Source organism: Streptomyces sp. NPDC093018 (genome assembly GCF_040684035.1).
GTDB classification, from domain to species: domain Bacteria; phylum Actinomycetota; class Actinomycetes; order Streptomycetales; family Streptomycetaceae; genus Streptomyces; species Streptomyces murinus.
The window spans coordinates 73,439-97,479 of the sequence record NZ_JBFBFF010000013.1 but is presented as its reverse complement, the minus strand read 5'-3'; the positions used below and the strand labels follow the sequence as shown (position 1 = coordinate 97,479).

At 72.3% G+C, this 24,041-nt stretch carries 9 protein-coding genes; all 9 read right to left on the bottom strand.

Features of this window, described 5'->3' with window-relative positions; all coding sequences use genetic code 11:
* Positions 1–60: 60 nt before the first annotated feature.
* Positions 61–975 carry a HipA family kinase gene (locus AB0N90_RS26270; RefSeq protein ID WP_365200625.1) on the bottom strand — a complete coding sequence of 305 codons (915 nt, stop codon included), beginning with the start codon at positions 973–975 and terminating at the stop codon, positions 61–63.
* Between the two features lie 9 nt (positions 976–984).
* Positions 985–1,791 carry a 4'-phosphopantetheinyl transferase superfamily protein gene (locus AB0N90_RS26265; RefSeq protein ID WP_365200622.1) on the bottom strand — a complete coding sequence of 269 codons (807 nt, stop codon included), beginning with the start codon at positions 1,789–1,791 and terminating at the stop codon, positions 985–987.
* A 129-nt stretch (positions 1,792–1,920) separates the two neighbouring features.
* Positions 1,921–3,309: an MFS transporter gene (locus tag AB0N90_RS26260; RefSeq protein WP_365200620.1), complete on the bottom strand. Its 1,389-nt coding sequence runs from the start codon at positions 3,307–3,309 to the stop codon at positions 1,921–1,923.
* A 17-nt stretch (positions 3,310–3,326) separates the two neighbouring features.
* Positions 3,327–4,895: an argininosuccinate lyase gene (argH, locus tag AB0N90_RS26255; protein ID WP_365200619.1), complete on the bottom strand. Its 1,569-nt coding sequence runs from the start codon at positions 4,893–4,895 to the stop codon at positions 3,327–3,329.
* On the bottom strand, positions 4,892–6,265 hold the full coding sequence (locus tag AB0N90_RS26250) for an ATP-grasp domain-containing protein (protein WP_365200617.1): 1,374 nt from the start codon (positions 6,263–6,265) through the stop codon (positions 4,892–4,894). Before AB0N90_RS26250 ends, argH begins: the two co-directional genes overlap by 4 nt.
* On the bottom strand, positions 6,262–7,320 hold the full coding sequence (locus AB0N90_RS26245) for a PLP-dependent cysteine synthase family protein (RefSeq protein WP_365200614.1): 1,059 nt from the start codon (positions 7,318–7,320) through the stop codon (positions 6,262–6,264). Before AB0N90_RS26245 ends, AB0N90_RS26250 begins: the two co-directional genes overlap by 4 nt.
* Before the next feature lies 1 nt (position 7,321).
* Entirely contained in the window at positions 7,322–8,239 is a 918-nt protein-coding gene (locus tag AB0N90_RS26240; protein WP_136102889.1) for a kinase, read from the bottom strand.
* 295 nt (positions 8,240–8,534) lie between these two features.
* The gene (locus AB0N90_RS26235; protein ID WP_365200611.1) at positions 8,535–15,650 is read right to left on the bottom strand and encodes an amino acid adenylation domain-containing protein; all 7,116 of its coding nucleotides are present in this window, start codon (positions 15,648–15,650) and stop codon (positions 8,535–8,537) included.
* On the bottom strand, positions 15,647–24,010 hold the full coding sequence (locus tag AB0N90_RS26230; RefSeq protein ID WP_365200608.1) for an amino acid adenylation domain-containing protein: 8,364 nt from the start codon (positions 24,008–24,010) through the stop codon (positions 15,647–15,649). The genes AB0N90_RS26235 and AB0N90_RS26230 overlap by 4 nt, the downstream gene beginning before the upstream one ends.
* Positions 24,011–24,041: the final 31 nt, after the last annotated feature.

Sequence of the window (24,041 nt, the reverse complement as noted above, 5' to 3'; positions counted from 1 at the left end):
GTCTCGGGGTGGCTCGGGGCGGCCGCCCCCGGGCCCGCCCCGGCCTCGCCCCCGGGCCCGTCAGCGCAGGTGGATCGTCCCGTCGTGCGCCACGGCCGGTTTGCCGTGCAGATCGGGGACCTGTTTCAGCCAGTCCGGGCGGCCCGCCTGGGTACGGGCGGCGCGGGCGGCGTCCTCGGCGGCGACCTGTTCGCGGCTCGGGAAGTCGGTGGGCAGCCACTCGGCCGAGAGCCGCACCCGGGCCAGCAGATAGCCGACATAGGCGTCCCGGACGTCGTCGGGCGTGGCGAACCCGGCGTCCTCGGCCAGCCAGGCGTCCGGCACCTCGGCGACGATCGCGCGCAGCAGCTCCTCCGTGACGCGCGGGGCGAGTTCGGCGTCGGCGGCGCGGACGTCGGGGCCGTAGTGGCCGAGGGCGTGATGGCGGAAGTCGTACCGCTTGGCCGGGGTGGTGGTGTCCCAGCGGTGGTGGAAGACGAGGGCGGCGCCGTGGTCGATGAGCCACAGCCGCGGCGGCACGGTGCCGAGGGTGGGCCACACCATCAGGTTGGAGCTGTGCACGGTGCGGTCGACATTGACGGTCAGCGCGTCCAGCCACACCACGCGGCCGGCCTCCAGCGGGTCCACCGGGAAGTCGCGGGCGAGTTCCGGGGTGAGGTCGCGGGCGCCCGGCAGATAGTCCATGCCGAGGTTCACCCCCGCGCTGGCGCTGTGCAGCTCGCGCACCTCCTGGTGCGGCTCCGCGGCGGCGACGGCCGGGTCGAAGTGCACAAGGACCAGCTCGGGGAAGCGCAGCCCGAGCGCGCGGGCCAGCTCCCCGACGATCACCTCCGCGACCAGCGCCTTGTGCCCCTGTGCCGAACCGGTGAACTTCACGACATAGGTGCCCAGGTCGTCGGCCTCGACGATGCCGGGGACCGAGCCGCCCGAGCGCAGCGGCTCGATGTAGCGGGTCGCGGTGACCTCTCTCAGCATGTCCTCACGTCACCAGCCTCTGCCTTCCTGCGTTCCACCAGGTGAGCATAGACCGAGGGCCCTGCGGCGCTGCTGGGGGAAGCGGCCGGTGACGCGGTTCGGGCGTGGGGCGGGGGCGGTCAGCGGTCCGCGGGTCGCCACCGCGGCGACATAGCCGCGGTCCACCGGGACGTCCCTGAAGTGCCAGTCCACCCGGGGCCGCGGGCCGTCCGGGGCGCCCAGGCCGATGTAGTCCAGGGCGGGGTCGCGGCCGAGGCCGGTGCCGAGGCCCTTCAGATACGCCTCCTTCCGCGTCCAGAGCCGGGCGACGGCCGCCGGGCGCCGGACCGGGTCGAGGGCCTGGGCCTCCCGCTGCTCGTCGGGGTGCAGCATCAGGGCCAGCTCGCCGCTCCCCTCGGTGTCGGGCACCAGCTCCACATCCACCCCGATCGGCTCGCCCGCGACGCCGACCAGCACCAGATCGCCGCGATGGGAGAGCGAGAAGTGGAGATCGCCGGGGAAGCCGAGGAGGGCGGGGCGGCCATGGGGGCCGCCGCAGCAGGGGCAGGTCTCGCGGGCGTAGCGGATCTCCGCCGGCGGCACCCCCAGGTAGGACCCCAGTACCGCGCGCAGCGTCCGGTGCGCCGCAGTGAAGCGGACGCGGTCCGCGGGTCTGGCGAAGGACGCGGCCCGCTCGCGTTCGGACGGGTCCAGCGTGGCCGCGTCCGGGGCGGCATCCGAGGCGGCGTCCGGGGTGTCGGACAGCCGCAGCAGCCACAGGTCGGGGGAACCCGGGGGCGGGAGGCTGCGCCGTACGGGCTGCGGGGTGGATTCCACTGGACTGCTCCCGGCCGTGGAGGGGGTGTCAGACGTGTTCATACGAGTCGTACGAGTTTTACGAGTTGTACGAGTTGTACGAGTTGTACGAGTCATACGTGTCCATACGCGTTCATACGAGTGGGTTCGTCACATCGCGCGGGCCGTGGCCGTGCGCACCGGTGCCGCCATGGCCTCCGCTGTGGCCCGCTCCCCGGTCACCGGCTCGGTGGGCAGGTCGCGGCGTCCGGCCAGCGGCTTCACCAGCAACAGCAGGCTGCTGACGGCGAGTCCCGCGGTCAGCAGCCACAGCGTCGGCCGCAGCCCGAGGGCCGTACCGAGCGCTCCGCCGAGCAGCGCGCCGACCGGCACCGATCCGTAGTTGGCGACGGAGTAGCTCGCTGTGATCCGGCCGAGGAGTTCGGGCGGGCAGTACGTCTGCCGGAACGCGCCCTGGATGACGCTGCCGCAGACGACGCCCACCGACAGGCCCGCGAGACCCAGGGCCACCAGCACGGACCGGGCGCCCGCGCCCGCCAGCGGGATCAGCAGCCCCAGCGGGGCGGTGACGAGTTTGCACAGCAGCATGCCGCGGGCCGTGCCGAAGCGCCGGGCCATCGGGCCCGCGGCCAGGGCGCCGAGGAATCCGCCCACGCCGCCCGCCGCGAGCAGCCAGCCCACCGCGCCCTCGCCGACGCCCAGTTCACGCACCAGGAAGACGGTGAGGATGGCCTGGCAGCCGGTCAGCAGCAGATTGGTGACCGACCCGTAGACCGTGAGCACCCGAAGGTAGGGATCGCGCAGGGTGTGGCGCAGGCCCTCCCGGATCTCCGCGCGCAGCCCGGGGCGCGCCCGGGGCGTCTCGACGCGCGGTTCGCGGCCGCGGACGGCGAGCAGGCACAGGGTGGAGACCAGGAAGGTCGCCGCGTCGGCCAGCAGCCCGGTCACCGCGCCGAGGGCCCCCGCCAGTAGGCCGCCGGCGCCCAGACCGCCCAACTGCGCCACCGACTCGCTGCCCTGCAGCTTGGCGTTGGCCGCGGACAGCTCGTCCTTGGCCACGACGGTCGGCAGATAGACGCGGTACGCCACGGAGAAGAGGACGCTCGCACAGCCGGTCAGCAGGGACACGGCGAGCAGCTGCGCCATGGTGAGGACGCCGTACCAGGCGGCGACGGGGACACCGGCCAGCAGCACCAGCGAGGCCAGGTTGCAGGCGATCATCAGCGGGCGCCGCCGTACCCGGTCCACCCAGGCGCCCGCCGACAGCCCGAAGAGCAGCCAGGGCAGCCAGGCGGCGGCGGCCAGCACGCTCACCCACAGGGTGTCGGCGTGCAGGGTCACCACGGCCACCAGCGGCATGGCGACGCCGGAGATGCTGCTGCCGAATTTGCTGACGGTCTCGCCGCCCCACAGCAGCCGGAAGTCGTACCGGGGCCCCCTGCCCGGCCCCGCCCCGCTTTCGTTCTCGTCGTTCATGACGAATTCCTCGTCGTTCATGACCGTGTTCTCTTCGCTCATGACCGCGTGCGCTTCGCTCATGAGCGTGTTCTCTTCGCTCATGACGATTCGACCAGCGCCCGTACCGTCGTGGTGAGCCGGTCGGCCGCGTTCGTCCAGCGGGTCCTGCGGGCCGTCACCTCGTCCTGCAGTCCTTCGAGTTCGGCGGTGAGCCGGCGAAGCGCCGCCTCGGCCGAGGCCGGGCCGGGTCCGCCGCCGTAGGCGTAGGCGGCGGCGACATCCGCGGGATCGAGCCAGGACGAGCCGTCGCCCGGTGCGAGCGCGGCGACCTCGGGCCGGTCGCGGCCCGCCTCGGTCAGCGAGACCCCCCGGTCCAGGGCCGACAGCACGGTCTCCCCCACCAGGTGGTGGGCCCTGCGGAACGGCATGCCGTCCATCACCAGGGACTCCGCCAGATACGTCGCCGTGGTGAAGCCCCCGACGGCCCGCTCCTCCATCCGCTCGCGCTCCGGCTCCGCACCGGCCACCACCAGCCGCAGCAGGGTGACCGCGTCCAGGGTGTCGCGCAGGCCCGGCCACAGATGGCGTACCGACTCGGTGCCCACCGCGATGGCGTTGGTGAAACCGGCCGTGCTCATCGCCGAGGAGGCGGCGACGAAACCGCCGAGGGCGGCGCTCGACCGGCCCTGGATGTGCTCCAGCAGAAACGGGTTGCGCTTCTGCGGCATCATCGAGCTGGAGCCGACCAGGTCGTCGGCCATCCGCAGCAGCCCGAACTCCTCCGAGGTCCAGGTGCTCAGATCCCGGGCGACCCGGGCCATCGTCACCCCGAGGGTGGAGCAGGCGGCGAGCAGGCGCAGCACGAAGTCCCGGGAGGCGACCGCGTCGACCGAGTTGGCCGCCGCGCCGGTGAAGCCCAGCAGTTCGGCCGTCCGGTGCGGGTCGATGCGGACGGAGGTGCCGCCGACGGCACCGGCCCCGAGCGGGTTGACGTCGATCTCCCGGCCCGCCTCCAGCAGCGCCGCCAGGCTCCGCAGCACCGAACCGGCCACACCGGTCAGGTAGTGCCCGTAGGTGATCGGCACGGCGGGCTGGCCGTGGGTGTACGCGGGCATGGTGACATCGCGGTAGACATCGGCGGCGGCCAGCAGGATGTCGGCCAACTCGGCGACCTCGGTGAGGAGTTCGCCGTAGGGGCCGCGGGTCTTCAGTCGTACGGTCGTCGCGTTGAGGTCGTTGCGGGACCGTCCGGTGTGCAGGACACCGCCGATCCGCTCGCCGAGCCGCTCCACCAGTCTGCCCTCGTAGGCCAGGTAGACGCCGCGGGGCATGGGCATGCCGCGCAGTTCGGCGAAGTCGTCGGCGCGCAGCGCGGAGATGGTGTCCAGCAGGATCGCGACCCGGCCGGTGTCCACGATGCCGCGCTCGGCCAGCATGACGAGATGGGCCAGGTCCACCTCGCTGATCAGGCGCAGCTCCTGGACCATGCCGTCCTGGCCGGAGCCGGAGCCGGAACCGGAGCCCGGCAGGTACTGGTCGTAGACGATCCGGTGCGCCTCGTCGTGGAGCGTGGTCCGCAGCCGGCCGGTGTCGGCCCCGTCGCGGGCTGCCGTCTCGGTGCGGCAGGCGATGGCGTCGAGGGCGTGGATGGCGTCGATGGCGCTCATACGGTCTCCTGGCGGTCCCGGTGGTCCTGGCGGTCCTTGCGGTCCCTGTGGTCCCTTTGGCCCCCTCGGCCCCCTTGGGCCTTGTGGTCCGGGGCGGTGTCGGACGGTGCGGGTGGCTGGGCCGTCGGCGGCGCGGCCGGGGGGCGCAGTGCGGTGGCCAGCCCGGTCAGCGCCGTCTCCGCAGCCCGCGCCGCGGCGGCCGGCGAGGAACCGGCCGTGATCACATGGCCCAGTCGGCCCCGGAAGTCCTCGGCGGGTCCCACGGGCGTCTCCGGCGCGCGGTACAGCGTGGCGTCCACCACGTCCGGCACCGCCCGCGCCCGGGACAGGGCCTCCTCGACGGCGTCCGCGGGACCGAGGATGCCCGCCGCCTCGACGGTCAGGAAGCGGATCGACGCCCCGGCGTCCCGGTCGCGCTCCAGCGTCACGGGCAGCCCTGCGGCGGCCCGGACCTGCGCGGTGATCAGGTCGATCCCGCAGGCGCGGCGCACCAGTTCGGGGATCATGCCGCCCGCCAGCCGCGGGTTGACCTCGATCACCCGGGGGGTGTCGCCGTCCAGCCGCAGCTCCACGTGCGCCGCGCCCCAGCCGAGGCCGAGGGCCCGTACGGCCGCGACCGCGCACGTGGTCAGGGCGTCCCGCTGCCGCGTCGGCAGGTCGGCGGGCAGGTCGTGGCCGGTCTCGACGAACACCGGCGGCGGGCCGACGTGCTTGGCGACGGTCATCACGGCCTCGTGCCCGACCACCTCGACCGAGAACTCCCGGCCCGTCAGATACGACTCGACCAGGATCCTGGTGGGCGCGGCCAGCCCCCGCTCGTTGACGGTGGCCGCCAGCAGGGTCCCGGCGTGGTCGGCGACCTCCCCGAGGCTCGCGCACAGCCGTACGCCCACGCTGCCGGAGCCCTGGACCGGCTTGACCACGACGGGCAGGCCCAGCCGGGCGGCCGCGTCGACGGCCTCCGCGACCTCGCCGGCCTCCGTGAATCCCGGCACCGGCACCCCGGCTCCGGCGAGGAGGCGGCGCTGGATGGTCTTGTTGCGGCAGGCCCGTACGGCGTCGGCGGCCGGACCGGGCAGCCCGAGCCGGTCCGCCAGCTCGGCGGCGGTGGCCACGAAGTACTCGGAACTGGACAGCACGCCCGCGATCTCCGCGCCCGCGGCGAGTTCCCGCACCGCCGACCAGAGGGCCTCGGCGTCGGCGGTGTCGACGACCACCGTGCGCAGCCCGTCCTCGGCGGCGTACGGATAGCGTCCGGGGTCGGCGCTGAGCAGTACCGGTTCGATGCCCGCCGCGACGGCCCGCTGGGCGAACTGGCGCCCTGTGCCGGTGGTGTTGGACTCGATCAGGAGGAGCAGCCGGTCGTTCATGCGTTCGCTCCGGGCACCATCACATCGTCGAACCGGCGTCGCGCCCACAGCAGTCGGGACCAGGTGGACGGCGCGTCCAGCGGGTGCTCGACCAGGGCCGGGCCCGCCGGGTTGGCGGCCGGGGTGATGCCCTGCTCGCGCAGCCATGCCTCGTTGTAGACGGTCGACTGGTAGCGGTAGCCCTCGTCGGGCAGTACGGCCACCACCGTGCTGTCGGGGTTCTGCCGCGCCCACCAGGCGGCGACCTGGAAGGACGCGCCGCTCGTCGGGCCCATGAACAGGCCGTGGGTGCGGAACAGTTCATGGGTGGCGTGGAAGGCCTCGGGCGCGGTGACCCAGTGCACCTCGTCGTAGGCCGAGTGCCGCACATTGCCCGGGTGGATGCTGCTGCCCAGGCCGCGCAGCATCCGGGGGCGGTCCGGGGTGCCGAAGATGATCGAGCCGTGGGTGTCGACGCCGACCAGGTGCAGGGTCGGGTCGGAAAGCCGCAGCGCCGCCGCCAGACCGCCGGTGGAGCCGCCGGAACCGACCGGGCCGACCAGGCAGTCGACCGGGCCGAGGGTGCCGCTGATCAGTTCGGCGACCGCGCCATAGGCGGCCGGGTTGTTGGGGTTGTCGTACTGGCCCGGTACGAAGCTGTCCGGGCGCAGCAGGCGCAGTTCCTCCACCCGGGCGAGCCGGGCGCCCTGGATGCCGCCGGGCTGTCCGGTGTCCTCGACGATCTCCACGGCCGCGCCGAGCATCGTCAGCCGGGTGTACAGCTCCCGGTCGATCGCCGCGTCGCCGACGATGGTGAGGGGGTAGCCGCGCAGCCGGCACACCATGGCGAGGCCCAGGGCGAAGGTGCCGGAGGAGGTCTCGATGATCGGGGTGCCCGGGAGCAGGGTCCCGGCGGCCTCGGCCTGGTCGATGATGTAGCGGGCGGGCAGCAGCTTCATCAGGCTGAAGGCGGCCCCGTAGAGGTTGTCGGTGAGTTGGATGAGGCGCGGGAGCTCGGTGGCTTCCACTACGGACGAGTGCACTTTGGCGGCACTCGCGACCACGGTCGTCGTCATGTCAGTCACCCGTCGTGAAGATCCACTGCTCGTGGATGCCCGTGCTGTGCAGAAGGTCTTTCGCGTGTTCGGTGCGGGCCTCGACATCGCGGTCGTCGCGGTCGAAGAGGATGCCTGCGATGTCCCCGCTGTGGGCGGCCTGCACCCCGAGGGCGCCGACCTCCCGGACGATCCAGCGGATCCGGTCGAGGTCCGGTATGGGCAGATGCCGCTGGTTGATCTCGGTGCTGGCCGTGGCCACCGCGCCCAGGAGGGCCGCGTCCTTCGTCTGGATGGCGTCGCGGAGCATGGCCTGTAGCTCGGCGAAGCTCCGGGTCTCGTCGGTGCCGTAGCTGGCCGGCGGGAAGGCGAGTGTGTCGACGCCCTGGCCGCTGTTCTGCGGCCGGGAGCCGAAGCCGAGGACGCGCACCGGTGGCATGCGGTAGCCGAAGTCCTCGATGACCTCGCCGTCGCGCTGGGCGAACAGCACCGATGTCTCCTCGAACATCAGGGAGTCGGAGGCCAGTTCCGCCTGTACGGCGAGCCGGGCCACGTCCTCGGGGGCCAGCGCGCTGACGAACGCGTCCTTGACCGCCCAGATGGTGGCGAGGACATCGCTGGTCGAGGAGCCGAAGCCGCGGCACAGCGGGACGTCGCCGGAGAGGTCGAGGTGACCGCCCACGGGGTGTTCCCCGTCCGGGCTGATCGCGGCGATGGTGAGTTCGGCCGCGCGCAGGGCCTTGGTCTTCCAGGCCGGGGAGACGGTCAGTTCGGCACCGGGTGCCGGCATGAAGGTCGCGTGCGTCTTGTAGATGGTGCAGGGGAGCGTCACCAGGCCCCTGGTGAGTCCGCCCTCGTGGGGGAAGACGCCCTGCAAGATCTCGCCGTGATGGATGGGAGCCGAAGCGATACCGAGGCGCCAGCCGGAATGATCAGCCATATCCCTTGCTTCCTCTGAGGCCGGGCCGCTCCTTTGCGTACCGGGTCGGCCGTTCGGACACCTTCACGTTAGGAAAAAGAACCGGCCGAATCCGGTGGCTGGGGCGGCAGTTCCCGGGCAGTCACCTCGGGGCGGGGGCAGGGCGGGAGCGCTCGGGGTTCGTCCGGGGGCGCACCGACGGCCGCCCGGCGGTCCGGTCGAAGGTGACTCGGGGACCGCCGGGCGATTGGTCGGGGGCGCGGGTGGCGGGTCCAGGGTCTTTCGTTTGGATCCGGCCTGATCCAAACGAGAGGCCCTAGCGCCTGGCGGGGCGCAGGCGGCCTGCCAGGATCTCGCCGATCGCGCGCAGGGGCTCGGGCTCGGTCATCTCGGCGTGCCGGCAGTCGATGCCGACCTCCTCGATGCGGCCGCCCACGTACGGCGCCCAGGCCTCGGCCGCCGTCAGCGGGGCGGGTGTGCCGGTGGCGTCGAAGAAGAGCAGGTCGCCGCCGAAGGGCAGGTCCGGCACATGGCGCAGCCGGATGTCCAGGTTGGCGATGGTCGCCTCGACGACGGCGGCCGCGCCCGGTCCGTCGAGTTCGCCGAGCCCGGGTGCCCGGTCCCGTACCAGCCGGGCGAGTTCGTGTACGTCCGGCGCTCCGTCGGCGCAGTGGACGGGCGCGTCCGCCGGCACCTCGCCGAGCAGGCCGTGCAGTACGTCCCCGCCGGTGATCGGCCGGGGCTCGAAGCCCTCCGGCAGCGGATAGGCGTCCAGCAGCCCGAGGAGCCGTACCTCCTCGCCCAGCCGCTCCAGCCGGGCCGCGACGGCGTGCGCGACCATGCCGCCGAAGGACCAGCCGATCAGGTGGTACGGCCCGTGCGGCTGGACCGCGCGGATCGAGGCCAGGTAGTCGTCCGCCATCTCCGCGATGGACCCGGGGCGGCGCTGCGGCTCGGTGAAGTGCCGGGCCTGCAAACCGATGACGGGGTGCTCCTCGCCGATGTGCCGCAGCAGACCGGCGTACCCCCAGCTGATCCCGGAGACGGGGTGGATGCAGAACAGTGGCGGCGCGGACGCCTCCGCCGAGCCGCGGATCCGCAGGACCGCCTCCAGCGGGTTGGCCCTGCCGCCGCCCGCACCGGCCGCGATGTGCTCGGCGAGCAGCTCGGGTGTCGGATGGCGGAACAGGTCGCTGATCGTGGTGTGCGTGCTCCAGATGGTGCGGATGCGGCTGATCAGCCGGGTGGCGAGCAGGGAGTGCCCGCCGCGGTGGAAGAAGTCGTCGTCCACTGCGGCCGAGGGCAGGCCCAGTACCTCCGCGAACAGGGTGCACAGGACTTCTTCGGCGGGGGTGCGGGGGCCCCGGCCCGTGCGGGGCTGGTCGTCGGGGTCGGGCTGGGGCAGGGCGCGGCGGTCGAGTTTGCCGTTGGTGGTGCGCGGGAGGGCGTCCAGGGGGACGTAGGCCGCCGGGATCATATGGTCGGGAAGCGACGCGGAGGCGTGGGTGCGGAGCCCGGCGATGTCGATACGGGCTCCGTCGAGGGGGGTCACATAGGCGATGAGGCCCTTGTTGCCGGGCCGGATCTCGCCGATGACCACGGCCGCCTGGGCCACGGAACCGTACCGGCACAGGACGTTCTCGATCTCGCCGGGTTCGATGCGGAAGCCCCGGAGCTTCAACTGCTGGTCGGCGCGGCCGAGATACTCCAGCTCGCCCCGGTGGTTCCAGCGCGCCAGGTCGCCGGTCCGGTACATACGACTGCCCGGAGGACCGTACGGGTCGGCGGTGAACCGGTCTGCGGTCAGGGCCGGTTGGCCGATGTAGCCGTGGGCGAGGCCGTGTCCGGCGACGTACAGCTCACCGGGGGTGTTGGGCGGGAGGAGTTCGAGGTTCGGGCCGAGGACGTAGGCGTTCTTGCCCGTGACCGGGCCGCCGATGGGGATGGTGGGGGCGTCCGTGGTGATGAGCTGGGTGGTGGTGAAGCCCATGCTCTCCGCGGGACCGTAGCCGTTGATCAGGTGCAGATGGGGGTGGTCGGCGAGGGCCCGTGCCGTGTGGACGGGCGAGGCCGTCTCGCCCGCCGTCATGGCCTCGCGTACGACGGCGAAAACGGCGGGGTGTTCGTCCAGCATGTGGTTGAACAGGCTCGCGGACATCTGGAGCGTGGTGATCCGATGCCGTTCGACGAGCTCCACGATCTGGTGCGGATCGGTGTGCTGACCGGGCTGGAGAACACAGGTACCGCCGTGCAGAAGGGGGCCGAAGACCTCAAGGGCGAAGGCGTCCCAGGAGATGGGCGAGCACTGCAAGTAGCTCTGCTCCGGGCCGAAATGGAGATAGTCCGGGCCCAAGAACGTTGCCGCCAGCGCGCGATGGGACGCCGCCACACCCTTCGGAGTGCCGGTCGAACCGGACGTGAACATGATGCAGGCCACCGCCTCCGGGTGCCCGCATGTCTCCACCGCCGTACCCGAAGTCGCCGCGATCGCCGTCGCGTCGGCGGTCAGGTCGATCAGAGGTGCGGAGTGCTCCAGCGCCGGGAGATACGCCTGGCTGATCACGGCGGCCGGACCGGTCTGCGCGAGAACGCCGTTCAGGCGCTCCAGCGGGAACTGCGGGTCCAGCAGGGTGTATCCGGCACCGGCCTTCAGCACCGCGAGGAGTGAGGCGATCAGCAGGGGTGAGCGTTCGAGGTGGATGGCGACCAGGCCGCCCGGTGTCACACCGCGTGCGGTGAGGTGGCGGGCCAGGCGGTTGGACCAGATGTCCAGCTCCGCGTACGTGATCCGCTGCTCCTCGTGGACGAGGGCCACGGCGTCGGGGGTCGCGGCCGCCTTCCCGCTGAACAGCTGGTCCAGGGAGAGCCGCGGGGCGGAGGTGTCGGGGCCGGCCCAGGCCGTGAGCCGGCCGCGCTCCTCCTCGCCGAGGATCTCCAGTCGGCCGAACGGCAGATCGGGGGTCTCGGCCGCCGCGCCGAGCAGCCGGACCAGGCGCGCCACGGCGGCCCGTACCGTACCGGCGTCGTACAGGTCGGTGGCGTACTCCACGCAGATGTCGAAGCCGGCCGAACCGCCGTCCTCGCTCAGGTGCTCCTCGAAGCCGAAGGTCAGGTCGAACTTCGCGATCCTCAGCTCGGGGACGACGAACTCGGTTTCCAGATTGCCCAGTTCGGGACCAGTGCCCAGGGACTGGCCGACGGTGAGCATGACTTGGAACAGCGGATGCCGGGAGGCCGAGCGCTCCGGGTTGAGGGCCTCGACCAGGCGGTCGAAGGGGACGTCCTGGTGGGCCCAGGCGGCGAGGTCCGTGTCCCGGGCGCGGCGCAGCAGTTCGCGGAAGGACGGGGCACCGCTGGTGTCGGTGCGCAGCACCAGGGTGTTGACGAAGAAGCCGACCAGATCGTCCAGCGCCTGGTCCGCGCGACCGGTCACGGGCGAGCCGATGACGATGTCGGTACCGGCGCCCGAACGGGTCAGCAGCGCCGCCACCGCCGCCTGCGCCACCATGAGGAACGTCGTGCCGGTCTCCCGGGCCAGCGCGGTGAGCGCCCGGTGCGTCCCGGCCGGGCAGGACACGGTGTGCGTGGCACCCCGATAGGAGGCCACGACCGGGCGCGGCCGGTCGGCGGGAAGGGTCACCTCGTCCGGTACGGCTTCCAGGGTGCCGCGCCAGTGGCCGAGCTGGGCGGCGATCAGGCTGTCCGGGTCGTCGGCGTCCCCCAGGAGTGCCTGCTGCCACAGGGTGTAGTCGGCGTACTGGACCGGCAGCGGCTCCCAGCCCGGCGCCACCCCCTCGACCCGAGCACCGTACGCGATCCCCAGGTCCCGCATCAGCGGGGTGTTCGACCAGCCGTCCGAGACGATGTGGTGCACGACCAGCAGCAGGACATGGTGGTCCGGCGCCAGCTCGAACAGGACGCCCCGGAGCGGGAGTTCGCTGTCGAGGGCGAAGGGCCGGCCGGCCTGTTCGCTGATCCGGGCCGCCAGGGTGTCCTCGTCGGCGCCGAGGACGGTGAAGGGGACCTCCGCCCGGTCGGCCGGGACGATCCGCTGGCGGGGTTCGCCGTGCTCGGCGGGGAACTGGGTACGCAGGGCCTCGTGCCGGGCGACGACGTCCGCCAGGGCGCCCCGCAGCGCCGCGCGGTCGAGGTCGCCGGTCAGTCGCATGGCCATCGGGATGTTGTACGTCGCCGAGGGGCCCTCCATCTGGTCCAGGAACCAGAGGCGGCGCTGGGCCGGGGAGAGCGGCAGCCGGGCCGGACGCTCCCCGGCCACCAGGGCGGGACGCGCTGCTTCCGCGCGGTCACCCGCGATGCGCTCGGCCAGCGCGGCGACCGTGGGGTACCGGAACAAGTCCCGTACCAGCAGCTGCACTCCGAAGATCTCGCGCACCCTGGAGACCAGCCGGGTGGCGAGCAGGGAGTGGCCGCCGCGGCGGAAGAAGTCGTCGTCCACGGAGGCCGAGGGCAGCCCCAGGACTTCGGCGAAGACGGTGCACAGGACCTCTTCGGCTGGGGTGCGGGGGGCCCGTCCGTCGGTGGCGTGGCCCTGGAGGCCGGGCTGGGGCAGGGCCCGCTGGTCGAGCTTGCCGTTGACGGTCAGGGGGAGGGCGTCCAGCGCCATGAAGACGGCCGGGACCATGTAGTCGGCCAGCGCGCTCTCGGTGTGCCGGCGCAGCGCCTCCGGCTCGATCCGGCTCCCGGCGACCGGGACGACGTACGCGACGAGCCGCTTGTCCCCCGGGCGGACCTCCCGTACGGCGACCGCCGCCTGGGCCACGGAGGGGTGCGTGCACAGGGCGTTCTCGATCTCGCCGGGTTCGATGCGGAAGCCCCGGAGCTTCAACTGCTGGTCGGCGCGGCCGAGATACTCCAGCTCACCCCGGTGGTTCCAGCGCGCCAGGTCGCCGGTCCGGTACATACGACTGCCCGGAGGACCGTACGGGTTCGCGGTGAACCGGTCCGCGGTCAGAGCAGGTTGGCCGATGTAGCCGTGGGCAAGGCCGTGTCCGGCGACGTACAGCTCACCGGGGGTGTTGGGCGCCAGGAGTTCGAGCCTGGGGCCGAGGACGTAGGCGTTCTTTCCGGTGACCGGACCGCCGATGGGGATGGTGGTGGCGGTGTCGGTGTCGGTGGTGAGGGCGTGGGTGGTGGTGAAGCCCATGCTCTCCGCGGGACCGTAGCCGTTGATCAGGTGCAAGTGGGGGTGGTCGGCGAGGGCTCGTGCGGTGTGGGTGGGCGAGGCGGCTTCACCGGCCGTCATGGCCTCGCGTACGACGGCGAAAACGGCGGGGTGTTCGTCCAGCATGTGGTTGAACAGGCTCGCGGACATCTGGAGCGTGGTGATCCGATGCCGCTCGACGAGCTCCACGATCTGGTGCGGATCGGTGTGCTGACCGGGCTGGAGAACACAGGTACCGCCGTGCAGGAGCGGGCCGAAGACCTCAAGGGCGAAGGCGTCCCAGGAAATGGGCGAGCACTGCAAGTAGCTCTGCTCCGGGCCGAAGTGGAGATAGTCCGGGCCCAAGAACGTTGCCGCCAGCGCGCGATGGGACGCCGCCACACCCTTCGGAGTGCCGGTCGAACCGGACGTGAACATGATGCAGGCCACCGCCTCCGGGTGCCCGGACGTCTCCACCGCCGTACCCGAAGTCGCCGCGATCACCGTCGCGTCGGCGGTCAGGTCGATCAGGGGTGCGGAGTGCTCCAGCGCCGGGAGGTACGCCTGGCTGATCACCACCGATGGACCGGTCTGGCCGAGGGCCTTGTTGAGGCGCTCCAGGGGGAACTGCGGGTCCAGCAGGGTGTATCCGGCACCGGCCTTCAGCACGGCGAGGAGTGAGGCGATCAGCAGGGGTGAGCGTTCGAGGTGGATGGCGACCAGGCTGCCGGGGGTCACGCCCCGCGAAGTGAGGTGGCGGGCGAGGCGGTTGGACCAGATGTCCAGCTCCGCGTACGTGATGCGCTGCTCCTCGTGGACGAGGGCCACGGCGTCGGGGGTCGCGGCCGCCTTCCCGCTGAACAGCTGGTCCAGGGAGAGCTGGGGGGCGCGGGTGCGGGGACCGGCCCATGTGTCCAGTCGCCGGCGTTCGTCGGCCGCCAGCACCTCCAGCTCGCCGATCGGCGCGTCCGGGGTCTCGGCCACCGCGGTGAGCAGGCGCGTCAGCCGGTCGAGGACCGCCCGTACGGTCCGCGCGTCGTACAGGTCGGTGGCGTACTCGGCGACGATGTCGAAGCCGGCCGGGCCGCCGTCGCCGACGGGGCGCTCCTGGAAGCCGAAGGTCAGGTCGAACTTCGCGATCCGCAGCTCCGGGATCACCAACGACGTTTCCAGCGAGCCGAGTTCGGGGGCGGCCGCGTCGAGCGACCGGCCGACGGTGAGCATCACCTGGAAGAGCGGGTGACGGGAGGCCGAGCGCTCCGGGTTGAGGACCTCGACCAGCCGGTCGAACGGCATGTCCTGGTGCGCCCAGGCCGCCAGATCGGTCTGCTGGGCGCGGCGCAGCAGTTCGCGGAAGGACGGGTCCCCGCCGGTGTCGGTGCGCAGCACCAGGGTGTTCACGAAGAAGCCGACCAGGTCGTCGAGGGCTTCGTCGCCGCGGCCGGTGACCGGGGAGCCGATGACGATGTCGGTACCGGCGCCGGAGCGGGTCAGCAGCGCGGCCACCGCCGCCTGGGCGACCATGAAGAACGTGGTGCCGGTCTCCCGGGCCAGCGCGGTGAGCGCCCGGTGCGTCCCGGCCGGGCAGGACACCTCGCAGGTGGCGCCCCGGTAGGAGGCCACCACCGGGCGCGGCCGGTCCGCGGGCAGCGACACCTCGTCCGGCAGCCCCGCCAACGCACCTTTCCAGTAGTCCAGTTGGGAGGAGAGCACGCCGGCCGGGTCGTCCGCGTCGCCCAGGACTTCCTGCTGCCACAGCGTGTAGTCGGCGTACTGGACCGGCAGCGGCTCCCAGCCCGGCGCCACCCCGTCGACCCGGGCGCCGTACGCGATCCCCAGGTCCCGCATCAGCGGGGCGTTGGACCAGCCGTCCGAGGCGATGTGATGCACGACCAGCAGCAGGACGTGGTCCTCGGGGCCCAGCTCCAGCAGGGTCGCGCGCAGGGGCAGGTCATGGGCGAGGTCGAAGGTCTTCGCCGCCAGTTCGCCGAGGGTGTCGCCGAGCGCGTCCTCGGTCACCGGGACCACCGGCAGCGGGAGGTCGACGTCCTCCTCCGCGACGATCGACTGGTACGGCGTACCCTCCTGGGCGGGGAACAGGGTCCGCAGCACCTCGTGCCGGGCGACGACATCCGCCAGGGCGTCCCGCAGGGCAGCGCGGTCGAGGGCGCCGCGCATCCGGACGGCCAGCGGAATGTGGTAGGTCGCGGAGGGGCCTTCCATCTGGTCCAGGAACCACAGCCGCTGCTGGGCGAAGGACAAGGGGATCATTTGGACGCTCCCATCCGGCGCATGGGCCGAAGCTTGGGCCGGGCGCTGCCGATACGGTCGAGCTGCTCGACCAGCGTGGCCACCATCGGGTTGTTGAAGAGGGCGCCGATCGGCAGGTCGACCCCCATGACGCTGTTGATCCGGCGCACGAGCCGGGTGGCGAGCAGCGAATGCCCGCCCAGGTGGAAGAAGTTGTCGTCGATGGAGACCGACGGGCGGCCGAGTATCTCGGCGAACAGGCCGCAGAGCATCTCCTCGTTGGGGGTGCGCGGGGCCCGGCCCTCGGCCGCCGCGCCCGTGTCGGCCGGCTCGGGCGCGGGCAGGGCACGCCGGTCGAGCTTGCCGTTTGCGGTGAGCGGCAGGGCGTCCAGCTGGACGAAGGCGGACGGCACCATGTAGTCGGGCAGGGTCGCGGCCACCCGGGCGCGCAGCTCGGCGATGTCCACCCGGCCGCCCTCGAAGGGGGTGACGTAGGCGATCAGGCACTTGTCGCCCGCCCTGATCTCGCCGAGCACCACGGCCGCCTGCGCCACCGAAGGGTGCCGGCACAGGGCCGTCTCGATCTCACCGGGTTCGATCCGGAAGCCGCGGAGTTTGACCTGCTGGTCGGCGCGGCCCAGGAACTCGATCTCTCCGCGCTGGTTCCAGCGGGCCAGGTCGCCCGTGCGGTACATACGGCTGCCGGGCGGGCCGTACGGGTCGGCGGTGAACCGCTCGGCGGTCAGCGCGGACCGGTTCGGATATCCGGCGGCCAGTCCGGAGCCCGCCAGGTACAGCTCGCCCGGTGTCATGGGCGGTACCAGGCGCATCCGGCTGTCCAGGACGTACATCCGGGTGTTGTCCAGCGGGGTCCCGATGGGTACCGCGCCCGGGAGGTCGTAGGGGGATCGGACAGTGTGCGCGGCGACCAGGACGGTCGTCTCGGTCGGGCCGTAGCCGTTGAGGACGGTGGTCTCGGGGCAGTGCCGGTGGATACGGCGGACCGCTTCGACGGACATGACGTCACCGCCGGTCAGCACGGTCCGTACGCCCGCCAGTGCCGCCGGGTCGTCCTCGGCCAGCATCTGGAACAGTCCGGACGACAGGATCAGCCCCGTGATCCGGCCCTCGGTCAGCGCGCGGCTCAGCGCGGTGGTGTCCAGCAGTCCGGGCGGTGCGACGACGAGCGTGCCGCCGGTCAGCAGTGGCATCCAGAATTCGAAGGTCGAGGCGTCGAAGGCCATCGGGGAGTGCAGCAGCACCCGGGCCCGCGAAGCGAGGGGGAACCGTTCGTCGGCGGCCAGTTCGGTGATGTTGCGGTGGGTGACCGCGACGCCCTTGGGGACGCCGGTCGAGCCGGAGGTGAACATGGCGTAGGCCGGCTGGTCGGGGTGGATCCGGGGCAGGGGCTCCGCTCCCCCGGCCGTGATCCGCGGGCCCGCCGAGTCGTCCGCCGACTGGTCCGCCGAGTCGTCCGCCGGGTGGTTCGCCGAGTGGGCTGCCGGGTGGTCCGCCGAGTCGTCCGCCACACCGGTGACCGGAATCGTTCGGGCGTGCTCGGGGAGGCCGAGGCCCGTCAGGTCGCGGTCGGTGAGGAAGACGGTGGCCTTCGAGTCCCGGATGATCAGGGCGATGCGGTCGGCGGGGTAGCGGACGTCCAGCGGGACGTAGACCGCTCCGGCCTTCACGACCGCGAGCAGGGCGACCACCGCCTCCAGCGAGCGCTCCAGGAAGAGGACCACGGGGTCCCCGGGGCGGATGCCCTCGCCGACCAGCCGACGGGCCAGCCGGTCGGTGCGCTCGTCCAACTCTGCGTAGGTGAGGGTGCGTTCTCCCATCACCACGGCGGGCGCGTCCGGTTCGCGGGCGACCTGCGCGGCGAACGCCTCCGGCAGCGAGCTCCCGGCACCGGGGATCACGGCGCCGTTCCAGGTGACGAGCAGCCGTCGGCGTTCCTCCTCGCCGAGCAGGTCCAGCTCGCCGGCCGGCAGGTCGGGGGTGTCGGCCGCCGCGCCCAGCAACCGGGTCAGGCGGGCCGCGGTGGCCCGGACGGTGTCCGCGTCGTACAGGTCGGTGGCGTACTCCACGTTCAGGTCGAAGCCGGCCGGTTCGCCTCCCGGGGTGCGGTGCTCCCGGAAGGTGAAGGTCAGGTCGAACTTGGCGATCTCCAGGGGCGTGAACTCCGACTCGGCGGTCACACCGGTCAGTTCGGGCACCGGTACGACCGCGTCGGTGACCGAGAGCATGACCTGCGCGAGGGGGTGGCGGGAGGTGGAGCGCTCGGGGTTGAGAGCCTCGACAAGGCGGTCGAACGGCACGTCCTGATGGGCCCAGGCCGCGAGGTCGGTTTCCCTCGTACGGCACAGGAGTTCACGGAAAGTCGGGTCCCCGCCGGTGTCGGTGCGCAGCACCAGGGTGTTCACGAAGAAGCCGACCAGATCGTCCAGCGCCTGGTCCGCGCGTCCGGCCACCGGGGCGCCGATGGCGATGTCGGTTCCCGCGCCCGAGCGGGTCAGCAACGCGGCCACCGCCGCCTGGGCGACCATGAAGAACGTGGTGCCGGTCTCCCGGGCCAGCGCGGTGAGCGCCTGGTGCATCTCGGCCGGGCAGGACACGGTGTGGGTGGCGCCCCGGTAGGAGGCCGTCGCGGGGCGCGGCCGGTCCGCGGGCAGCGACACCTCGTCCGGCAGCCCCGCCAACGTGCCCTTCCAGAAGTCCAGTTGGGAGGAGAGCACGCCGGCCGGGTCGTCCGCGTCGCCCAGGACTTCCTGCTGCCACAGCGTGTAGTCGGCGTACTGGACCGGCAGCGGCTCCCAGCCCGGCGCCACCCCGTCGACCCGGGCGCCGTACGCGATCCCCAGGTCCCGCATCAGCGGGGTGTTCGACCAGCCGTCCGAGGCGATGTGATGCATCACCAGCAGCAGGACGTGCTCATCCGGCGCCAGCTCGAACAGGACCGCACGGACGGGAAGTTCGGAGTCGAGGACGAACGGGCGCCCCGCCTCCTCGCCGATCCGCACCGCGAGTGTGTCCTCGTCGGCGCCGAGGACGGCGAAGGGGACGGAGAAGGGGACCTCCGTCCGGTCAGCGGGGACGATCCGCTGGTACGGCTCGCCGTTCTCGGCGGGGAACAGGGTGCGCAGCGCCTCGTGCCGGGCCACGACGTCCGACACGGCGCCCCGCAGCGCGTCCCGGTCGAGGCCACCCCTGAGTCGGATGGCCAGCGGGATGTTGTACGTCGCCGAGGGACCCTCCAACTGGTCGAGGAACCAAAGCCGTTGCTGGGAGGGGGAGAGCGGCAGTCGCGCCGGACGCGAACCGGCGGTCAGGGCGGGGCGGATGGTGTCGCCCTGACCGTGCCGGCCGTTCTGGCCGTCCTGGCCGTCCTGGCCGTTCGCGAGGTGAGCGGCCAGCGCGGCCGCCGTCGGGTGCCGGAACAGGTCCCGCACCAGTACCTGTGCGCTGAAGATCTCCCGCACCCTCGCGACCAGCCGGGTGGCGAGCAGCGAGTGGCCGCCGAGCCGGAAGAAGTCGTCGTCCACCGCGACCGACGGCAGCCCCAGGGCCTCCGCGAACAGGGTGCACAGGACCTCTTCGGCGGGGGTGCGCGCGGCCTGGCCGCCCGCACTGCCCCGCAGGACCGGCTTGGGCAGGGCACGCCGGTCGAGCTTGCCGTTGGCGGTGAGCGGCAGGGCGTCCAACTGGACGAAGGCGGACGGCACCATGTACTCGGGCAGCACTCCCCCGGCGTACCGCCGCAACGCCTCCGGGTCGATCTCGCCCCCGGCACCCGGGACGACGTACGCGACGAGCCGCTTGTCCCCGGGGCGGTCCTCCCGCACCACGACCGCTGCCTGAGCCACCTCCGCCACCCGGCTCAACACCGTCTCGATCTCACCGAGTTCGATCCGGAAGCCCCGCAACTTGACCTGCTGATCGGCACGGCCCAGGAACTCGATCTCACCGTGCTGGTTCCAGCGGGCCAGATCACCCGTGCGGTACATCCGACTGCCGGGCGGACCGTACGGGTTCGCGGTGAAGCGCTCAGCCGTCAGCCCCGGACGGCCGAAGTAGCCGGCGGCGAGATGCGACCCGGCGACGTAGAGCTCGCCCGTGACGCCGGGAGGCGCGGGGCGGAACCGGTCGTCCAGGATGTACATGGCGGTGTTGGCCATCGGCACGCCGAGGTGGAGCCGTTCCACGGTCCGGGTGTCCGGTGTGAAGGCCTGGTAGCTGCAGAACACGGTCGACTCGGTCGGGCCGTAGGCGTGCACGACGGTGGTGTCCGGGCACCGGTCCAGGACCGTCCGCAGGGCCGTGGCCGACAGGACGTCGCCGCCGGTCCAGATCTCCTCCAGGCGCCCCAGGCTGTCGACGGCCTCATGGGCCATCGCGTCGAAGAGGGCCGTGGTGAAGTAGGCGGCCGTGACGCCGTGCCGGGCGATGGCTTCCCCGACCTCGCCGAGGTCGATCTTGGCGGCCGGGAGCACGACGGCCAGCCCGCCGCTGAGGAGCGGCACCCACAGTTCATAGGTGGAGGAGTCGAAGGCCAGGGGCGAGTAGGCGAGCACACGCCGGTGCCGGCCGCTCGCCCACCAGGGGTCCAGGGCCAGTTCCACCACATTGCGGTGCGTGTTCACCACGCCCTTCGGGGTCCCGCTCGACCCCGAGGTGTACATCACGTACGCCGTCTGGTCCGGGGAGAACGAGAGTCCCAACGGCGCCGACCCGCCTTCTGCCGATGCGATTTCGGCGCCCACCCGCACCACCGACAGCTCACCGGCGAACTCGGTCCCACCCTCACCACGATCGGTCACCAGCAGGACCGCACCCGTGTCCCGCAGCATCCACCCCAAGCGCTCCACCGGCTGACGCGCATCCAACGGCACATACGCACCACCCGCCTTCAACACCCCCAGCATCGCGACGACATACGCCACCGACCGGTCCAGGAACAGCCCCACCCGATCACCGACACCCACCCCCGCCGCGACCAACCGACGGCCGAACGCATCGGAGGACACGTCCAACTCCCGGTAGCTCACCTCGACTTCCCCGCACACCAGGGCCACCGCGCCCGGTGTACGTGTCGCCTGTGCCGTGAACAGCTCCGGCAGGGAGGCGGTGGGCAGCTCGGTCGCGGTCTCGTTGTAGGCGACGAGGAGTTCGGCGCGCTCGGCCTCGCCGAGCAGGTCGATCCGGCCGATCGGGGTCTCGGGCTCGGTGACGGCCGCACCGAGCAGCCGGACCAGACGATCCGCCGCGGCACGCATGGTGACGGCGTCGTAGAGGTCGGTGGCGTATTCGATGGTGATGTCGAGGCCGGCCGGGCCGCCGTCGTGGGTGTGGTGCTCGTGGAAATTCACCGTGAAGTCGAACTTGGCCGCACCTAGCGGGAGTTGGCTCGCGCTCGTGTCCGCGCCGGGCAGCAGCGGAGCCGGGTCGACGGCGTCGGCGACGGTGAGCATGACCTGGAAGAGCGGGTGCCGGGAGGCGGACCGCTCGGGGTTGAGGACCTCCACAAGGCGGTCGAACGGCACGTCCTGGTGCGCCCAGGCCGCGAGGTCGGTCTCCCGGGTGCGCCGGAGGAGTTCATGGAAGGAGGGGTCCCCGCCGGTGTCGGTGCGCAGCACCAGGGTGTTCACGAAGAAGCCGACAAGGTCGTCGAGCGCCTCGTCGCCGCGGCCCGCAACAAGGGACCCGATGGCGATGTCGGTACCGGCCCCCGAGCGGGTCAGCAGCGCCGCGACCGCCGCCTGGGCGACCATGAAGAACGTGGTGCCGGTCTCCCGGGCCAGCGCGGTGAGCGCCTTATGCGTCTCCGCCGGGCAGGACACGGTGTGCGTGGCGCCCCGGTAGGAGGCCACCACCGGGCGCGGCCGGTCCGCGGGCAGCGACACCGTGTCGGGCAGCTCCGCCAACGCACCCTTCCAGTAGTCGAGTTGTGAGGCGATGACGCTGTCCGGGTCGTCCGCGTTCCCCAGGACGTCCCGCTGCCACAGGGTGTAGTCGGCGTACTGGACCGGCAGCGGCTCCCAGCCCGGCGCCGTCCCGTCGAGCCGGGCCTCGTACGCGACGCCCAGGTCCCGCATCAGCGGGGTGTTCGACCAGCCGTCCGAGGCGATGTGGTGCACCACCAGCAGCAGCACATGGTCGTCCGGCGCCAGCTCCAGCAGGGTCCCCCGGACGGGCAGGTCATGGGCGAGATCGAAGGCCAGGCTTCCGGCCAGCTCGCCGAGGGTGTCCCGCAGCGCGTCCTCGGTCACCGGGACCACCGGCAGTGCGAGATCGACCGACTCCACCGGCAGCACGGACTGGTACGGCGTGCCGTCCTGGGCCGGGTACCGCGTCCGCAGCACCTCGTGCCGGGCGACGACGTCCGACAGGGCGCCGCGCAGCGCCTCCCGGTCGAGGGCGCCCCGCACCCGGACGGCCAGCGGGATGTTGTACGTCGCCGACGGGCCCTCCAACTGGTCCAGGAACCAGAGCCGTTGCTGGGCCGGGGAGAGCGGGACCGTGTCACCGCGCTCGGCCGCCACCAGCGCGGGACGGTCCTCCGCGACTGCTCCGGCGAGGTGACCGGCGAGCAGGGCGGCCGTCGGGTGGCGGAAGAAGTCGGTCAGCGACAGCCGGGTGCCGAGCAGGGCGCGGATGCGGCAGACGAGGCGGGTGGCGAGCAGCGAGTGGCCGCCGAGCCGGAAGAAGTCGTCGTCCACCGCGACCGACGGCAGTCCCAGGGCCTCCGCGAACAGGGTGCACAGAAGCTCCTCGGCGGGGGTGCGCGCGGCACGGCCACCCGCAGCTCCGCCCAGCACCGGTTCGGGCAGGGCACGCCGGTCGAGCTTGCCGTTGGCGGTGAGCGGCAGGGCGTCCAGGGCGACGAAGGCCGACGGCACCATGTACTCGGGCAGCGCCCCCTCCACATACCGCCGCAACGCCTCCGGGTCGATCTCGCCCCCGGCACCCGGCACGACGTATGCGACGAGCCGCTTGTCACCCGGGCGGTCCTCCCGCACCACGACCGCCGCCTGAGCCACCTCCGCCACCCGGCTCAACACCGTCTCGATCTCACCGAGTTCGATCCGGAAGCCACGGAGTTTGACCTGCTGATCGGCACGGCCCAGGAACTCGATCTCACCATGCTGGTTCCAGCGGGCCAGATCACCCGTGCGGTACATCCGACTCCCGGGCGGACCGTACGGGTTCGCGGTGAACCGCTCCGCCGTCAGCCCCGGACGGCCGAAGTAGCCGGCGGCGAGATGCGACCCGGCGACGTACAACTCGCCCGTGACGCCGGGAGGCGCGGGGCGGAACCGGTCGTCCAGGACGTACATGGCGGTATTGGCCATCGGGACGCCCAGGTGGAGCCGTTCCACGGTCCGGGTGTCGGGGGCGAAGACCTGGTAGCTGCAGAAGACCGTCGACTCGGTCGGGCCGTAGGCGTGCACGACGGTGGTCCCGGGGCAGTGCGCGAGCACCTTCTCCAGGGCGGTCCTGGACAGCACGTCGCCGCCGGTCCAGATCTCCTCCAGGCGCCCCAGGCTGTCGACGGCCTCGTGGGCCATCGCGTCGAAGAGGGCCGTGGTGAAGTAGGCGGCCGTGACGGCGAATCGGGTGATGGCGTCCGCGATCTCGCCGAGGTCGATCTTGGCGGTGGGGAGGATCACCGCCAGTCCGCCGCTCAGCAGCGGCACCCACAGCTCGTACGTCGAGGAGTCGAAGGCCAGCGGCGAGTAGGCGAGCACGCGGCGGTGCCGCTCACCGGAGCCGGACCACCAGGGGTCCAGGGCCAGTTCCACCACATTGCGGTGCGTGTTCACCACACCCTTCGGGGTCCCGCTCGACCCCGAGGTGTACATCACGTACGCCGCCTGATCGGAAGCGACGGACAGCCCCGACGGCGCCGACTCCCCGTCGGCCGCGGCGATTTCGGCGCCCACCCGCACCACCGACAGCTCACCGGCGAACTCCGTCCCACCCACACCACGATCGGTCACCAGCAGGACCGCACCCGTGTCCCGCAGCATCCACCCCAACCGCTCCACCGGCTGACGCGCATCCAACGGCACATACGCACCACCCGCCTTCAACACCCCCAGCATCGCGACGACATACGCCACCGACCGGTCCAGGAACAGCCCCACCCGATCACCGACACCCACCCCCGCCGCGACCAACCGATGCGCGAACGCATCGGAGGACACGTCCAACTCCCGGTAGGTCAGCTCGACTTCCCTGCACAGCAGGGCGACGGCATCGGGCGTACGGCCCGCCTGGGCGGTGAACAGTTCGTGCAGCGGCAGCTCGGGGAGGGCCACCGCGGTGCTGTTGTACTCGTCGATGTCGACCGAGTGGGCCTGACCGGCCTGCTGCTGGGGCATCTGGACACACCAATCTCGAAGATTCGGGGCT

Excerpts from the sequence above, each read along its gene's own strand:
- AB0N90_RS26270 (WP_365200625.1), bottom strand. The coding sequence starts at position 975 with ATGCTGAGAGAGGTCACCGCGACCCGCTACATCGAGCCGCTGCGCTCG.
- AB0N90_RS26260 (WP_365200620.1), bottom strand. The coding sequence starts at position 3,309 with ATGAGCGAAGCGCACGCGGTCATGAGCGAAGAGAACACGGTCATGAAC.
- argH (WP_365200619.1), bottom strand. The coding sequence starts at position 4,895 with ATGAGCGCCATCGACGCCATCCACGCCCTCGACGCCATCGCCTGCCGC.
- AB0N90_RS26250 (WP_365200617.1), bottom strand. The coding sequence starts at position 6,265 with ATGAACGACCGGCTGCTCCTCCTGATCGAGTCCAACACCACCGGCACA.
- AB0N90_RS26245 (WP_365200614.1), bottom strand. The coding sequence starts at position 7,320 with ATGACGACGACCGTGGTCGCGAGTGCCGCCAAAGTGCACTCGTCCGTA.
- AB0N90_RS26240 (WP_136102889.1), bottom strand. The coding sequence starts at position 8,239 with ATGGCTGATCATTCCGGCTGGCGCCTCGGTATCGCTTCGGCTCCCATC.
- AB0N90_RS26235 (WP_365200611.1), bottom strand. The coding sequence starts at position 15,650 with ATGATCCCCTTGTCCTTCGCCCAGCAGCGGCTGTGGTTCCTGGACCAG.
- AB0N90_RS26230 (WP_365200608.1), bottom strand. The coding sequence starts at position 24,010 with ATGCCCCAGCAGCAGGCCGGTCAGGCCCACTCGGTCGACATCGACGAG.